This is a genomic window from Paenibacillus sp. JT22N7 (assembly GCF_059383875.1).
Genome location: NZ_JBXENY010000005.1, coordinates 376,058 through 392,920, shown reverse-complemented (window position 1 = coordinate 392,920; position 16,863 = coordinate 376,058). Strand labels below are relative to the sequence as shown.

12 protein-coding genes are annotated in these 16,863 nt (G+C 51.0%); all 12 read left to right on the top strand.

What is annotated here, in order from left to right; genetic code table 11:
- Positions 1-23 precede the first annotated feature (23 nt).
- The 12 genes from AC50Y5_RS16235 to AC50Y5_RS16180 all read left to right on the top strand — a co-directional run bounded on the left by AC50Y5_RS16235 (position 24) and on the right by AC50Y5_RS16180 (position 16,863).
- Entirely contained in the window at positions 24-2,921 is a 2,898-nt protein-coding gene (locus tag AC50Y5_RS16235; RefSeq protein ID WP_494862063.1) for a glycoside hydrolase family 3 C-terminal domain-containing protein, read from the top strand.
- Between the two features lie 367 nt (positions 2,922-3,288).
- Complete coding sequence (locus tag AC50Y5_RS16230; RefSeq protein WP_155973521.1) at positions 3,289-5,097, top strand: sensor histidine kinase; 1,809 nt, start codon at positions 3,289-3,291, stop codon at positions 5,095-5,097.
- A complete protein-coding gene (locus tag AC50Y5_RS16225) occupies positions 5,090-6,658 on the top strand; it encodes a response regulator transcription factor (RefSeq protein WP_494862060.1) in 1,569 nt (522 codons plus the stop codon). The genes AC50Y5_RS16230 and AC50Y5_RS16225 overlap by 8 nt, the downstream gene beginning before the upstream one ends.
- A 43-nt stretch (positions 6,659-6,701) precedes the next feature.
- Positions 6,702-7,349 carry a cyclase family protein gene (locus tag AC50Y5_RS16220; RefSeq protein WP_056042099.1) on the top strand — a complete coding sequence of 216 codons (648 nt, stop codon included), beginning with the start codon at positions 6,702-6,704 and terminating at the stop codon, positions 7,347-7,349.
- 310 nt (positions 7,350-7,659) lie between these two features.
- Positions 7,660-8,622, top strand: coding sequence for an ABC transporter permease (locus AC50Y5_RS16215; RefSeq protein WP_056041968.1), 963 nt, complete (start codon positions 7,660-7,662; stop codon positions 8,620-8,622).
- A gap of 12 nt (positions 8,623-8,634) precedes the next feature.
- The gene (locus tag AC50Y5_RS16210) at positions 8,635-9,525 is read left to right on the top strand and encodes a carbohydrate ABC transporter permease (RefSeq protein WP_056041966.1); all 891 of its coding nucleotides are present in this window, start codon (positions 8,635-8,637) and stop codon (positions 9,523-9,525) included.
- A gap of 103 nt (positions 9,526-9,628) precedes the next feature.
- Positions 9,629-11,323 (top strand): ABC transporter substrate-binding protein, encoded by a 1,695-nt coding sequence (locus AC50Y5_RS16205; RefSeq protein WP_494862057.1) that lies wholly within the window; start codon positions 9,629-9,631, stop codon positions 11,321-11,323.
- A gap of 111 nt (positions 11,324-11,434) precedes the next feature.
- The gene (locus tag AC50Y5_RS16200; protein WP_056041961.1) at positions 11,435-13,465 is read left to right on the top strand and encodes a beta-galactosidase; all 2,031 of its coding nucleotides are present in this window, start codon (positions 11,435-11,437) and stop codon (positions 13,463-13,465) included.
- Positions 13,466-13,891: 426 nt separating this feature from the next.
- Positions 13,892-14,383, top strand: coding sequence for a stage V sporulation protein AC (gene spoVAC / locus AC50Y5_RS16195; RefSeq protein ID WP_056041958.1), 492 nt, complete (start codon positions 13,892-13,894; stop codon positions 14,381-14,383).
- Position 14,384: 1 nt separating this feature from the next.
- Positions 14,385-15,398 (top strand): stage V sporulation protein AD, encoded by a 1,014-nt coding sequence (gene spoVAD, locus AC50Y5_RS16190; RefSeq protein WP_056041955.1) that lies wholly within the window; start codon positions 14,385-14,387, stop codon positions 15,396-15,398.
- A gap of 4 nt (positions 15,399-15,402) precedes the next feature.
- Positions 15,403-15,753, top strand: coding sequence for a stage V sporulation protein AE (gene spoVAE / locus AC50Y5_RS16185; protein WP_056041954.1), 351 nt, complete (start codon positions 15,403-15,405; stop codon positions 15,751-15,753).
- A 150-nt stretch (positions 15,754-15,903) separates the two neighbouring features.
- Positions 15,904-16,863: an AAA family ATPase gene (locus AC50Y5_RS16180; protein ID WP_494862053.1), complete on the top strand. Its 960-nt coding sequence runs from the start codon at positions 15,904-15,906 to the stop codon at positions 16,861-16,863.

Genomic DNA, 16,863 nt, shown 5'->3' with positions numbered 1-16,863 from the left:
CATAAGGGAGAAGTGGAAAAACCATGACAGAACAGCAGTATCCATTTTTAGACGGCAAGCTGGACATAGAGGAGCGTGTGCGCGATCTCGTATCGCGGCTGACGCTGGAGGAAAAAGTAGAGCTAATGGTTCAATATCAGCCTGCCGTTGAGCGGCTCGGCGTAAAACCATACAAGCATGGAACGGAAGCAGCGCATGGTCTAGCTTGGCTCGGCGAAGCGACCTCGTTCCCACAGCCCCTCGGTCTTGGCTGCACCTGGAACCCGGAGCTGCTGAAAGCTATTGGTTCTGTCATCGGTGATGAAGCCCGCGTCTATTATCAGCGCGACCCAGAAGTAAATGGCCTCACGCTGTGGGCGCCTACCGTCGATATGGAACGCGATCCGCGTTGGGGACGGACGGAGGAGGCTTATGGCGAAGACCCGAAGCTGACGGGCGAGCTTACTACGGCACTCGTGCAAGGCATTCAAGGCGACGACCCGGTTTTTTTCAAAGCGGTCGCGACGCTGAAGCATTTTATCGCCAACAATAATGAAATTGATCGCGGCAGCTGCTCAGCGAGCATTGATCCGCGCAATATGAAGGAATATTACCAGCGTGCTTTTCAGCCTGCGTTCGTCAAGGGCGGCGCGCAATCGATGATGACGTCGTACAATTCGGTAAACGGCATCCCGACGATATTGCATGAGGATGTGAACAAGGTCGTTAAGGGCGAATGGGGCATGAATGGGTTTATCGTCAGTGATGCTGGCGATTTGATCGGCCTGGTGAAGGATCATCATTATTATGATACGTACAAGGAAGCGGTAGCCCATTCGATTAAAGCGGGAATCGACAGCATTACCGACGATAAGGAAATTAGCTGCGGGGCGATCCATGAGGCATTGTCCGAAGGCTTGCTTGCGGAAGCAGATCTTGACCAAGCGCTGACCAATACGTTCCGCGTGCGTTTCCGTCTTGGCGAATTTGATGCGGATAATCCGTATGCGAATGTGCCAGATTCCGTCTTATGCGCTCCAGCCCACGGCGACCTGTCGCTTCAGGCTGCCCGCGAGTCGATCGTTTTGCTCAAAAATGAAAAGGCCATGCTTCCGCTGAGCAGCAGCAAGCTGGGCAGCGTAGCGGTCATCGGGCCGCTCGGCGATGTTGTGTATCGCGATTGGTACTCCGGCACTTTCCCTTATACGGTTACGCCGTTCGCTGCCATCCAGCAGAAGCTGGCTGGCAAAAAGGTAACGTTTACGAGCGGCAGCAATCAGGTGGTATTGAGATCTGCCGCAGATGGAGCACCTGTCTCGCTTGGTGACAACGGTGTACTGCAGGTCGCCGCTGGCAGCGCTGCGGAGACGTTTGAGGTATGCGATTGGGGCTGGAACAGCTTGACGCTGCAAAGCCAATCGACGGGCAAATTCGCGACGAGCGCAGATGATGTCCACATTGCGGCTGCAGCGGATGAGGCCTATGGCTGGTATGTGAAGGAAGTGCTGCATCTGGATGCGAAAGCGGATGGCACGACGGACATTGTTACATGGGATGATAAACCAGTTGTGCTGAAGGAGCAGGATGGCAAGCAGCTGCTTACTGTAACCGAGGAAGTTACCGAGGAAGATCGTGCGCCAGAAGCAGCTGGAGACAACGCGGGCGGCGCAGCTAACAGCGGAAGCGGCAACAATCGTGACAAAGAGCATAAAGGTGCCTTTAGGTTAGACGTTACCGTTGATGGAATTGCCGCAGCAGTAGCGGCAGCCCGCGAAGCAGAAACAGCGATTGTATTCGTTGGCAACAACCCGCTTATTAACGGCAAGGAAGAAACGGACCGTCCGGGCTTTACGCTTGCAGCAGCGCAAGAGCAGCTGCTGAGGGAAGTATACGCGGTTAATCGAAACGTAATTGCCGTCGTCATCGGCAGCTACCCGTTTGAGCTTAATTGGGCGCAGGAGCATCTTCCAGCCGTTGTCTATTTGGCGCATGCCGGACAAGAGCTTGGCAATGCGGTCGCTGATGTGCTGTTCGGCGATTTTGCTCCGGCAGGCAAGCTGAATATGACTTGGTACAGCCAAATGGAGCAGCAGCTAACCGATATTTTGGATTATGACATTATTAAAGGAAAACGTACCTATTTGTATTTTGAGGATACGCCGCTATATCCTTTCGGCCATGGTCTGACGTATGCGCCATTTTCCTTCGACAGCCTGCAAATTTCCCCGGCTGAAACGGGCGAAGGCTGGACAGCCAGCATTCGAGTAACGAATACGGGCAGTGTGGAGGCCGGCGAAGTCGTGCAGCTGTATGCCCATGCGAATGCCTCGCGAGTTAAACGTCCGGTGAAGCAGCTCGTTGGCTTCGAGCGCGTTTACTTGCAGCCGCAGGAAAGCATTACGGTTCAGATCGCGATTAGCGCAGCTGAGCTTTCCATGTGGGATGTGACGCGGGACCGCTTCTGTCTGGAGTCAGGCGTTTACAGCCTGATGGCCGGCAGCTCGTCAAGCGACATCCGCTTGACAGCCGAGCTTTCCATCGAAGGCGAGAGCATTCCGCCAAGAGCGCTGATGCAGCTGACGCGCGCGGAAAACTATGATGATTATTCCGGCGTGCTGCTTGATGAGAGCAAGGAAAGCGGCACCTGCGTGCGGCTGGCGGACGCGTCTACTGCTGGCTGGATACGCCTTGCAGATGTGCAATGGAGCGCTGCTCCAGCAGCCATCGAGGCGCGGGTTAGCGGAGGCCCGGCTGGCGGCACGCTGACGGTGCGCTTTGGCGCGGCTGAGGCTGAGCAAGCAGCTGTTCTGACGGTGCCGGCTGGCGGCGAGCAGCAGTGGCAGACCGTTTCGGCATCGCTTGCAGCGGGCATTTCCCCGCAGGCGGACGTATATCTTTCGTTGAGCGGCAGCGTGCGGTTGAGCAGCTTTATTTTTTCCTAAAAGCATATTAAGGATCGTTAGGCCGCAGGCTCTTTATGAACTTGCGGTCTTTTTTAAATATAGGAAAGGATATGATTTCGCCATACTTTCTCTATATTTCTCGGACTGAAACGCGCCGCGCCGCCAGAGGACGGCGGAAGCCGTTTCACCTTGCCAGTCGCGGCAAAAGCATGCGCAAGCCAAACCCTTTGTTTGCTGCAGGTGGGCAGGCTTATTTGGCTCGTTACCCGGGCGGGAGGAGCAGGGTGTACATCTGGGGTGCTGCATTTTATAATAGAAGCGGGGCTTTCGAGAACGCTTTCTTACATTTTTACCACGAATTGACGCTAGAGATATAAGAAGTAATAGAAGAAGGGGCATTTGCCGAGTGAAGAAACAATCTGCCTTCGTCAGGAAGATGAACGATGTTCGCATTAAGCATAAGCTGATGATTTCATTTTTGCTCGTCGTCTGCATTCCGGTGCTGCTTGTCGGCATTATTTTAACGGCGGCCTTTCGTCAAAATGTGCTGAATCAGGCGACGCAGCAGACGCTGAACAATGTAGAGAAAATCAAGAAGCAGACGGATGACATTATTCGGATGCCCATTACAATTTCGGATAAAATGCTGTTTGACAATGCGCTGCGAAGCACGGTGAACACCAATTATGAATCTACGTTTGAGGCTGTAAGCGCATTGTGGGAATTTCGGGCGTTTAAAGATTATATGCAGCTGTATTCAGAAATCAATAATATCCGCTTTTATACGACGAACGAAACGATTCTTGATAACTGGGAATTCATCAAAACAAGCAAAGCCACTGAAGAGGCTTCCTGGTACAAAAGTGCGATGGGGGAAGTCGGCATCCACTGGATGTACATCAAGGATGAGACGAAGAAAAATAAAAATTATCTCAGCCTTGTACGAAAAATACCGTTTCCTACCTATCGGACAAGCGGCGTGCTAGTCATTGGCATCAATCAAGAGAAGCTGAATGCGCTGCTTAGCCAGGAGCCTTTCGATACGATGATCTTTGATGATTCCGGCTATATTGTGGCGGCCAGCAATCCGAAGCAGGTGGGGCTGAATTTAACCAATCTCGATTTTTCCAATCAATTGTCCGGGAAAGGGCCGGGTACCTTTGAAATTTTGTATGAAGGCAAGCGTTCGCGGCTTGTCATGGAGGAGCTCACCCCACAATCGAGCCGCAATGGTTTGCGCATCGTATCCGTCTTTTCGATCGACAGCATCGTCAGCGAAGCGAATCGCATTAGTATTTTGGGACTGACGATTATGGGCATTAGTTTGGCGATTGCGTTTTTGCTCATTTATTTTTTCTCGGGACTGCTTGCGACGCGCATGCTGCTGCTGCATAAAAACCTCAACAAAGTAGCAATGGGCGATTTGACGACGGTGGCTACGGTGGACGGCAATGATGAGATTGGGCTGCTCTCGCGGCAGTTCAACAATATGGTGGTCAGCATTCGCGGGCTGATGGACGAGGTTTCCGAGTCCCAGCGGCAGCAGGATCAGCTGGAGCTGAGGCAGAAGGATATTAAGCTTAAAATGATGGCGAGCCAAATCAATCCCCATTTTTTGTTTAATGCGCTGGAGTCCATTCGCATGAAAGCGCATGTAAACGGCCAGACGGAAATTTCCTCGATTGTCCATATGCTAGGCAAGCTCATTCGCCGCAATTTGGAAATTGGCGCTGGTAAAATAAGACTTAAGGATGAGCTGGAAATTGTCCGCTGTTATTTGGAAATTCAGAAGTTTCGCTACGGCAATGACCGCCTCACCTTTAATTTGGAGCTGGACCCGCATGCACAGTCATTGGACATTCCGCCACTGATCATTCAGCCGTTGATCGAAAATGCGGTCATTCATGGTTTGGAAAACATCGATGAAGGCGGCTGCGTGACCGTGACGACGCTGCTACGGGATCGGGTGCTGCATGTGAAAGTGTCGGATAACGGCATTGGCATTGACGAGGCTAGAATGGATGAAATTATGCTGGCGCTGGGGGATATGGACGATGAGCAGGAATATCGCATTGGACTGCGCAATGTTCATCAGCGACTGGTGCTGCTCTATGGACAGGCTTCCGGATTGCAGATTATGAGCGGCGGGGAAGATGGCGGAACGACCATTACGTTTCAAATCCCGCAAGCGCAAGGAGGGCAAGAAGATGCATAAGCTGCTTATCGTTGATGATGAGCCGATGATTCGCGCAGGTCTGCGTACAATTATTGATTGGGAAAGTCTTGGGTTTGTTTGGGTAGGGGAAGCGGCCAGCGGCCCAGAAGCCCTTATTAAGCACGGCCAGCTGGCGCCCGATTTAATTTTAATGGATATACGCATGCCGAGAATGGATGGCTTGCAGGTGATAGAGGAAATTCGCAAAATTGACACCTCCTGCCATTTTCTTGTTTTGAGCGGACATGCTGATTTCAGCTACGCGCAGCGGGCGATCCAGTTCGGCATTGACGCTTATATATTAAAACCGGTTGACGATGACGAGCTCTATGAGAATGTTGTGCGTATCGCGGGGATTTTGGACAAGCGTTCCGAGCAGGCGGCAAGTCTTGGCCATAGAGAGACGCTGCGCCGGGAGGAGCTGCTGCAGCTTGCTGTATCGGGCGACGCGGCCAGCTATCCGGAAATATGGAAGGAGCTGGAGCAGCTTACTGGCGTTACGGCGAAGAGCTTCCAGCTGCTGCTCATTGAGTGGTCAAGAACGGAGGAGCATACGTCTGCTGCAAGCATTGCGGCGAGGCGTAGATTGACAAGTGCGGTACAGAGCAACCGGGCAGGCTGGACGTTTAGCTCGGGCGCATATACGGCTGTGCTGCTGAAAGATTACGTCGTGCAGGAAGGCACGGGCGAGCTGCTTCGGCAGTGGGTGCAGCAGGCGGCGCAGGAGCAGCGTTATATCGCTGTCGTTGGCGAGGCGGTGCCTGCGCTTGTACAGCTGCCGAGCAGCTATGAAGCCATACTTGCGGCGATTAAGCATAGCTTCCGGCTGTCAAGCGGCGAGCTTCATCTCGTCGGAGGCGAGGAGCAGGCTCTGCATGCAGAGGCGGATGAGGAGCAGCTCCAATTACGGCTCCAGGAGCTGGCCCAGAAGCTGTATTATATGCTCGACATCGGCAGCCAGGATGGCGTGCGGCTGATGCTGCAGGAATCGGGGGAGCTGGCGAGCACGAGCCGGCTTTCCGAGCAGCGCATTAAAACCAGCTTTGCGCAAATGCTGACGATTGTATTGAACAAGCTGACGGCGGTTCATGTACAGCTTGCGATTCAGGACGAGCTGCGCATTGTAACGGATTTATACAAACAGACGAACTATGATGAGATGATGGCGCTGCTGGAGGACCGTCTGTCGCAGCTCGCGTTCCGTCTCGGAAATTCGAGCAATGTATCGGTCATTAAGCAAATTACCGGTTTTATTGAGCGCCATTATGCGGAAAATTTAAAGCTGGAAACGCTGGCAGAGCTGTTTAATTATAATAGCGGCTATTTGGGCAAAATGTTTAAAAATTTCACCGGCGAGCATTTCAACACCTATCTCGATCAGGTGCGGCTGCGCCATGCGGTAGAGCTGCTTCAGCAAGGGCTTAAGGTCCATCAAGTATCCGAGCTGGTCGGCTATGCGAACGTCGATTATTTTCACGCTAAATTTAAAAAATATAAAGGCATGTCGCCATCATCGTTTAAAGGCATGGTGAAATCAGATGCCGAGCGGCAGGAGTCTTAAAGCGAAAGCTAAATCTAAATCTAAATCGAAAGGGGAACGTGGATTGAAAGTCATCGATTTGACGCATACCATTTTTGAACAGACGCCCGTTTATCCCGGTACGCCGCAGCCAACGCTGGAATCGCTGAGCACGTATGAGAAGGACGGCTTTAGAGAAACGCTGCTGACGCTTGCTTCTCACACCGGCACACATATGGATGCGCCTGCGCATATATTTGCGGGTGGAAAGACGCTGGAGCATATTCCAGCGCAGCAGTTCGTGGGGACGGCGCTCGTCATTTCATGCAGCGATCTGCAGGCTGGCGAGCAAATTACGATGGACTATATTGAGCGGGTACGCGCGCTTGCCGACTCGGTTGATTTTCTGCTTTTTTACACAGGCTGGTCGAAGTATTGGGGGACGGATTCATATTTTGGCGAGTATCCCTATATGAAGGAGGAAGTAGCCGACTATTTAATCAAAAGTGGTAAAAAAGGGGTCGGCCTCGACGTTATTGGCGTTGACCCGATTTCGGATGCGAATTTGACCATTCACAAAAAAATCTTTTCGCAATCCGAAATGGTTATCGTCGAAAATTTAATTCATTTGGATCAAATAGGCGGCGGAGTATTTACCTTTTGCGCTTTGCCACTCAAATTTCGGAATGCCGATGGAGCGCCGGCGCGTGCAATTGCCATCGTAGAATCATAACGAAGCGGGTAAATAAACTTCCAATTACATATTTTATTTTCCAAAAATGCCCTCGGCTTGTTTTCAAGCGGAGGGCATTTTTTTGCGAAATCCGTCATTTTTAGCTAATGATCCGGCCGGAATCCCTCATTTTTTGCAGAAAAATCATATCAAAATCACATAAATAGCAGCCTGTACGTATTTTTATATGATTTTAGGTGGAATTTGTCGGGTGCCTAGCTGAAAATGCTATCGGTTATGATGGGAACATAATAAAGAGAGAAATTCACGGATATGTTGAGTGAAAGTGAAGTTTTTAGGAGGAGCAGAGATGAAATCGTTACCAACCGCAGAACACCCGCTTAATGTGAACAAAAGCAAAGCCAATCGTTTCTGGGACCGGATGAAGCAGCAGAAATACTTGTATTTTATGTCCGTCCCGTTTGTCATCTGGGTTTTCGTATTCAGCTATGTACCGCTTTGGGGCTGGGTGATGGCATTCCAGAATTATAAACCGGCCAAAGGATTTTTTGAACAAAAATGGGTCGGCTTCGACAACTTCATTCAGTTGTTTGGAGATGAACGCTTTTATCTCGTCCTGCGCAATACGCTGGGCATGAGTATTATGGGACTGATCGTCTCGTTTACCGTTCCCGTTATTTTTGCCCTGTTTCTCAATGAGATCAGAGGCCAATTTTTCAAACGCTCCATCCAGACGATTTCGTATTTGCCCCACTTTGTATCCTGGGTTGTCGTCGCTGGCCTTGTTAGCAAAATGTTGTCCACGGATAGCGGCGGTGTCAACGACCTGCTTATGTGGCTAAATCTGATAGACGAGCCGATTCAATTTATGACGAAAGGCAGCTGGTTCTGGGGCATTGTAACGATGTCCGATATGTGGAAGGAAACGGGCTGGAACTCGATCATATTCCTGGCGGCTATGGCGGGCATTGATCCCGAGCAATATGAAGCGGCAACCGTTGACGGAGCAGGAAGATTCCGTAAAATGTGGAATATTACATTGCCCGGCATTCGCACCACCTTTATGGTATTGTTTATTTTGTCCATCGGACATTTGATCAGCATTGGCTTTGAAAAGCAATTCCTCCTCGGCAACCCGCTCGTTGTCGATTATTCCGAGGTACTCGATTTATATGCGCTGAAGTATGGCATTCAAATGACCCGCTTCTCTTACGGTACGGCGATCGGCATATTCAACTCCGTCGTCAGCATTATACTCGTGTTTAGCGCTAACGCCATCTACAAACGCATTACGAAAGAATCGGTTATTTAGGAGGAGAAAAGCATGCAGGGAACGATTAGACCAAAGTCAGAAATCATTACAGACGTCATCATATATATTGTGATGGGGCTTGCTGGATTAATTACGATTTACCCGTTTTTGAACGTACTCGCTATTTCATTCAATGAATCGATGGATACGGTGAAAGGCGGCATTACGGTGCTGCCTAGAAAATTCACCTTGGAAAACTATATTACGATTTTTCAGTATAAAACATTGCTGACCGGTTTCCAAAACTCGGTGCTGCGTACGATTATCGGTACGATTATCGGGGTGCTGTCGGCTTCAATGATGGCATTTGTGCTTAGCCGCCGCGAATTTCAGGCGCGCAAGCTGATTTCACCGCTTTTCGCGATGACGATGTATTTCTCCGGCGGTATGATCCCTATTTATTTGCTGATTAAGAATCTAAATTTGATGAGCAGCTTCTGGGTATATATTATTCCGCTTATTTTGAGCGTTTGGAACATTTTCGTCGTCCGCTCCTACATTGATGGGCTGCCATACGCTCTGCAAGAGTCTGCAAAAATCGATGGCGCCAATGACTTTACGATTTTCTGGCGGGTCATCCTGCCGCTTTGCCAGCCTGTGTTGGCGACAATTGCACTGTTCATTGCGGTACAACACTGGAATGCTTGGTTAGATACGTATTTGTACAATCCGCAGGCCCCGCAGTTTACAACGCTGCAATATGAGCTGATGAAGGTGCTGCAATCGACGCAGTCCGGCTCTAATTACCGTGATGCGAGCGTACAGCAAAACTTGGCTGCGGTATCGCCAGAATCCATCCGGATGGCCATTACGATGGTCGTTACGGTACCGATTTTAGTCGTCTATCCTTTCCTGCAAAAATATTTTGTCAAAGGGATGACGCTTGGCTCCGTCAAGAGCTAGTGGACGGGCCTTAAGGCTTCCATATGGTAATAGCAGGTTTCCTGTTATATACAAGTTTATCGCTTCATAATTTAATACCGATTAAAAGGGAGGCAATACGAAGATGAAGAAAAAGAAAACCGCTCTAATGGGCTTGCTGCTTGCAACGGCTTTGACTTTCACAGCATGCGGCTCGGGCAACAATAACGAAGCAGGCACAGGCAATACTGGCAATGCAGGCGATGGAAGCTCTACTGAGCCTATTACGGTACGACTGGTATCGGGCGATAACAATCCAGACTGGGATAACATGCAAAGCGACATCGGTAAATTCCTCCAAGAAAAAACAGGCATTACGATGCAGCAGGAGTTCCCGGTTGGCGGATCAGATACGGACATGTTCGCTCTAATGGCAGCAAGCGGAGAGTATCCGGATATGGTTATGGCGAAGGGCAGCGTAAAAAGCTTGGTTGACGCTGGCGCGCTTCTTGACCTGACGGATCTCATTGAAGAACATGCCCCTAATATTAAAAAAGTGTATGGCGATTATTTAACCCGCCTTCGTTACAGCAAAGATGATCCAGCTATTTATGAGCTTCCTTCTTCCGGTGTAGGCCAAACTTATTTTGATGCCGAAGGCGGCTTCGAAATTCAGCATCAGGCGCTTGAGGCGCTGGGCTACCCTGAAATCAAAACCGTTAAAGATTATGAAAATGCCATTAAATCGTACATTGAGAAAAATCCGACGACTGAGGATGGACAAAAAAGAATCGGCTTGTCGCTTAACGGCGGCGAATGGCAAATTCTGATTTCCGTAACAAACCCTGCATTTTATGCAACAGGCTTGCCGGATAATGGCGAGTTCGCTATCGACGAGAAAACATTCGAAACGAAGCTTCACTACCAACGTGAGGAAGAAAGAGAATATTTCCGCTGGCTGAACCACATGAACGATATCGGCCTTCTGGACAAAGAAAGCTTCGTTCAAAAATATGACCAGTACAAATCTAAAATTGCAACAGGCCGAGTAGTCGGCATTATCGATCAGAAGTGGGACTACATGCAAGCGGAAAATTCCCTGAAAGCGGAAGGAAAGTTCGATGCGACGTATGCGCGCTTCCCTGTAACGCTTGATGAAAGCTTCCAAGATCATTCGTATCAAGGTACAGGCTACATGGCAGGACACGGTCTTGCGATTACGAAATCGGCCAAAGATCCTGTCCGTCTGATCAAGTTCCTGGATTACTTGGCTTCTGAAGAAGGTCAAATTCTCGTTAACTGGGGCATTGAAGGCAAGCATTATGATGTTGTGGACGGCAAACGCGTATTCAAGCAAGAAATTCAAGATCTCAAAACAAACGATGGCAACAAATTTAAGAAAACGACAGGTATTGAAAATTACTTCATATCGGCTCGTTACGGCGATGGCGTTAAAGATTCCACAGGCAACTATTTTACGACGAAATTCCCAGAGCAGTTCAAAGCTGAATATTCGGAAGCGGACAAAAAGACGCTTGCCGCTTACAAAGTGGAGATGTACAAAGAATTCTGGCCTGCAGACGATGCTTTCCCTGAGCGTCCTTACGGCGCAGCATGGAACTTGAATTTTGAAACAGGCTCGGAAGCGGATGTCATTTTCCAAAAAACACAAGATATTATGAAGAAACGTGTTCCGGAAGCGATTTTGGCGAAGCCGGAAAACTTCGACAAAATATGGGATGATTTCATGGCGGATCTGGACAAAGCAGGCGCTAGCAAGCTGAATGAACAGTTTACGCAAATGGTTAAAGACCGCGTGGAGTTCTGGTCGCAAAAGTAAGGGGATGCAATGGAGGGGAGAACTCTTAAATGAGTTCTCTCCTTCATTTCTGTCAATAGGCATGTTATGGTAATTAAAGACTAGTCGAAATGGAAGAGGAGCTGTTTTACAGTGATTAATGAAAAATTGCCGAAAATTTGGTACGGTGGCGACTACAATCCGGAGCAGTGGGATGAGTCTGTTATGGAAGAGGATATTCGGATGTTCAAGCTAGCGGGCATTGATGTAGCGACCGTCAACGTCTTTTCGTGGGCGCGCATTCAGCCTGATGAGGACACTTATGATCTCGAATGGCTGGACCGCATCATTGACCGACTATACAAGGACGGCATTTATGTCTGTCTGGCGACGAGTACAGGTGCACACCCGGCATGGCTGGCGAAAAAGCACCCCGATGTGCTGCGTGTCGATTACGACGGACGCAAGCGCAAATTCGGCGGACGCCACAATTCCTGTCCGAACAGCCCGGCTTACCGCAAGCTGTCCGAGCGTTTGGCTGGCACGATTGCACAGCGCTATAAAGATCACCCCGCTGTGCTCGTATGGCATGTATCGAATGAATACGGCGGCTATTGCTACTGTGACAACTGCGAGGCGTCATTCCGCGTTTGGCTGGAGCAGCGATATGGCACGCTTGAGAAGCTGAACAAGGCGTGGAATACCGCATTTTGGGGCCATACCTTTTACGATTGGGATGAGATCGTTGCTCCCAGTGCCCTCAGCGAGGAGTGGGGCCACAACCGGACCAATTTCCAGGGCATTTCCATCGACTACCGCCGCTTTCAGTCGGCAAGCATGCTTGCTTGCTATAAGCTGGAATATGAAGCGATTAAGCAGCATTCGCCTAATCTGCAAGTGACAACGAACTTAATGGGTACTTACTCCGAGCTGGATTATTTCGAATGGGCAAAATATATGGATGTCGTCTCTTGGGACAACTATCCTGCGATGGATACGCCATTCAGCCTGACGGCAATGACGCATGATCTGATGCGCGGCCTCAAAAGCGGCCAGCCGTTTATGCTGATGGAGCAAACGCCAAGCCAGCAAAACTGGCAGCCGTACAACTCGCTTAAACGTCCTGGCATTATGAAGCTATGGAGCTATCAGGCGGTGGCGCGCGGCGCGGATACGGTGCTGTTTTTCCAGCTTCGCCGCTCGGTTGGTGCTTGTGAAAAATACCATGGCGCCGTTATTGAGCATGTCGGCCATGAAAATACCCGCGTATTCCGCGAATGTGCCGAGTTGGGTGCTGAGCTTCAGCAGTTGTCTGGCCGCATCCTCGATTCGCGTGTTCATTCCAAGGCAGCGATCGTCTACGATTGGGAAAATCGCTGGGCGGTCGAGCTGTCGAGCGGTCCGACCGTCGCGCTTAAATATCTCGATGAGGTTCATAAATATTATGACGCCTTGTTCCAAATGAACGTGCAGACGGATATGATCAGCGTGGAGGAGCAGCTCGATCGTTACGATCTCGTCATCGCTCCTGTGATGTATATGGTGAAGCCTGGCTTTGCGGAGAAGGTTGAAGCTTTCGTTGCGCGCGGCGGCACTTTCGTCACGACGTTTTTCAGCGGCATCGTCAATGAAAATGATATCGTGACGCTGGGCGGATATCCGGGCAAGCTGCGCAAGGTGCTGGGCATTTGGGCCGAGGAAATCGATGCCCTGCTGCCGGGCAAGCAAAATGATATTATCCTTAATAAACCGCTTGGCGCGCTTGATAGCGGGACATACTCCGGCAGCATTTTGTGCGATCTGATTCATACAGAGGGCGCTGAAGTGGTTGCCGAATATGGTTCAGACTTCTATAAAGGCATGCCTGCGGTAACGGTTAATTCGTTTGGCGAAGGCAAAGCCTGGTATGTGGCGACCAGCCCGGATAAAACGTTCCTCGAAGGCTTCATGGCCCATTTGTGCTGTTCTGCCGGCATTAAACCGCTGCTTGCGACTCCAGACGGCGTTGAAGTGTCGCAGCGGGCCATTAACGGCAGCACCTTTACGTTCATTTTGAATCACAATGCGGAAGCGGTGCAGCTCTCGGAGCTGCCTAGCACGTTCACGAAAGAGCTGCTGAGCGGGGAAGCTGTAAACGGATCGCTTGCCATCGCAGCGAAAGGCGTAGCGATTTTGGAAAGCTAGAAGAACCGCTGCGGACAAGCTCCGCATTTGCCCCTGCCCGCATATGCTGAACGTATAGAAGCATAGCTAAAGGGAGGGCCGCCTGTGAGGAAAGCCAATGCATTAAGCAGCCGCAAGCAATTGGAGCTGATTTTACTTGTGCTGGCGCTGTATGTGCTGCTCGTTCTGCTGTTGATTTTGCTATTATTTTAAGCTGGATGTCCGTGCTGGCTCACGGACCAGGAATATAAAGGAGCATTCGACTGTTTTGGCTGCGGCTAAAGCGGGCGAATGCTCTTTTTTTCCGAATATAAGCATTTGAAAGGAAAACGATGTGCTGCATACATAATAGCCCCTTAGGTGGCAAATAATGATCAAGAACTGGTGCGTCCGCGCATCTCGTGTTTAGCATTTTGCAGCAGCGTATAACGGAAAGGGGGGCAAGCTATGACAGCAAGCAGCTCAGACAAAGGGAAATACAAGAAGATGGCGATGTCGTCAAAGGAATACCAGAACTTTGCCAAAACGCGGGAGCCTGCCCGCTCCATAGGAACGAATTGTTTGAGAGCCTTCATTATTGGCGGCGGTATTTGTGTGCTTGGGCAAGTGATTCAGGAGCTGTTTATGCATTTGCTTCATATGAAGGCGGAGGATGCGAGCAATCCGACGGTTGCTGTGCTCATTATTATTTCAGTGATTTTGACGAGCATTGGGGTGTACGATAAAATCGCCCAGTGGGCAGGAGCCGGCACAGCCGTGCCTGTCACAGGCTTCGCCAATTCGATGTGCTCGGCGGCGCTGGAGCACCGTGCTGAAGGGCTTGTCCTTGGCGTTGGCGCCAATATGTTCAAGCTGGCGGGCTCCGTTATCGTGTTCGGCGTTGTGGCAGCATTCTTCGTCGGCATCGTCCATCTCATTCTCGGCACAGGAGGGCAATAATATGCTGCGCGGCAAACAGACCTGGTGGTTCGAGAAGCGCCCCGTCATCATCGGCGCGGCAACGGTAGTAGGGCCAGACGAAGGCGACGGCCCGCTGGCCGAGGATTTTGACCTTGTGCATCCCGAGCTGGATATGCAGCAGAAAAGCTGGGAGAAGGCCGAGCGGCTGCTGCTGGAGCAGGCAGCGGACTTCGCGCTTCAGCATGCCCGGATCGACAAGGAAATGGTGCAGTTTTTTGTGGGCGGCGATTTAATGAACCAAATCATAAGCAGCAGCTTTGCAGCGCGGTCGCTGGGCGTGCCTTATCTTGGCGTCTTCGGCGCCTGCTCCACGTCGATGGAGTCGCTGTCGATTGCCGCAATGCTCGTCAACTCCGGCTCTGCCGATTATGTGCTGGCGGGCACATGCAGCCATAACTGCACGGCGGAGAAGCAGTTCAGATACCCGACCGAATACGGCTCGCAGAAGCCGCCGACGGCACAATATACCGTTACTGGCGCTGGAGCCGGACTCGTTGCCGCTTCGGGGGACGGTCCGACCATCGAATGCGCGACGATCGGGAAAATCGTCGATCTCGGGATCACCGATCCATTTAATATGGGCGCTGCGATGGCACCTGCGGCTGTCGATACGATTCAAGCGCATTTTAACGATACAGGACGTTCCCCAAAAGATTATGACTTAATCGTAACAGGCGACCTTGCTGGTGTCGGGCATCCGCTTGCCAATGAGCTGCTGCTGCAAAATGGCGTGCCGATGGATGACACGGTTTTTGGCGATTGCGGCCTAATGGTGTACGATGTGAACCGCCAGAAGGTGCAGGCGGGCGGCAGTGGCTGCGGCTGCTCGGCAGTTGTCACCTATGGCCATTTGCTTAAGCGGCTCGCAAGGGGCGAGCTGAAGCGGATATTAGTCGTTGCGACGGGAGCGCTGCTGTCACCGCTGTCATTCCAGCAGGGCGAGAGCATTCCCGGCATTGCGCATGCTGTCGCGATTTGCGGAAAGGAAGGGTAAGGCGATGATTTTTTTATGGGCATTTCTAGTCGGCGGCGCTATTTGCGTCCTAGGGCAAATTATGTTTGATGTGTTTAAGCTGACCCCGGGGCATACGATGGCGACGCTGGTCGTTATTGGGGCAGTGGTGGATGGCATCGGCTTATACGAGCCGCTCGTTGCCTTCGCCGGAGCGGGAGCGACGGTCCCGATTACGAGCTTCGGCAATGCGCTTGTGCACGGGGCTCTGACCGAGCTGCATGACCAAGGCTGGATTGGCGTTATTTCCGGCATCTTTAAAGTGACGAGCTCGGGCATATCGGCTGCGATCATCTTTTCGTTCCTGGCGGCATTGGTTATTCGGCCTAAGGGGTAATATAGGGGAAATAGATTGGAAAACTGGAGGGTCCTGTGGGATCCTCCAGTTTTTTTTGGAAATTGATGCATTTGTACTTACTTGCTGGACTACTGTAAAATGGAACTATATGCCTTTATCCATCTTGATACGCTGCGGGAGGTTATTCATATGGAAACGCGACAGGTTGACATGCAATTATGCGCATCTATTCTTACTAATCTAAATTATAGTATTTTGGGAAAACAAGAGCAAATCGAAAGACTGATGATTGCAGTGATCGGCGGCGGGCATGTACTGTTAGAGGATGTTCCCGGCACGGGAAAGACGCAGCTCGTAAAGGCGCTGGCTCGTTCAATCGGCGGCCAGTTCAGGCGCATTCAGTGCAATCCGGATTTGCTGCCTACTGATATAACAGGCGTGTCCATTTATCATCCGAAGCAGGAGGAGTTTTTGTTCAGGCCGGGTCCGGTCATGACCAATTTGCTGCTGGCTGACGAGATCAATCGGGCGACGACCAAAACCCAATCTGCGCTGCTGGAGGCGATGGAGGAGGGCCATGTGACGGTAGACGGCGACACCTACGCGCTGCCTCATCCGTTTATGCTGCTTGCCACGCAAAATCCAATCGAATTCGAGGGCACTTATTTGCTGCCGGAAGCGCAGCTTGACCGTTTTATGATGAAGCTTTCGCTCGGCTATCCTAGCGAGGAAGATGAGCAGAAGATGATTATGGGCGGCGAAGTTCGGCTGCAGCCGGAGAGCCAAATTGCCCAAATCGCCGATGTGGACGATATTATCCGCATTCAGCAGCAGGTGCAGGCTGTCCATATGGATGAGGCGGTGGCCAAATATTTGGTCAGCATTGTCAGAGCTACACGCGAGCATCCCGGTATCCAGCTTGGCGCCAGCCCGCGTGCTGCCCTTTCGTTTGCCCGGGCGGCCAAAGCAGCCGCTTATTTGGAGCAGCGCAGCTTTGTTACGCCTGATGATGTGAAGAAGCTTGCTTCGCATGTATTGTCTCACCGGCTCTCCCTGCATACGGAGGCCAGAATGAACGGCCTCAAAGCGAGCGAGCTGGTCGATCAAATCATGGAACAGGTAAGAGTGCCGGTGAGATTGGAGCGCTGA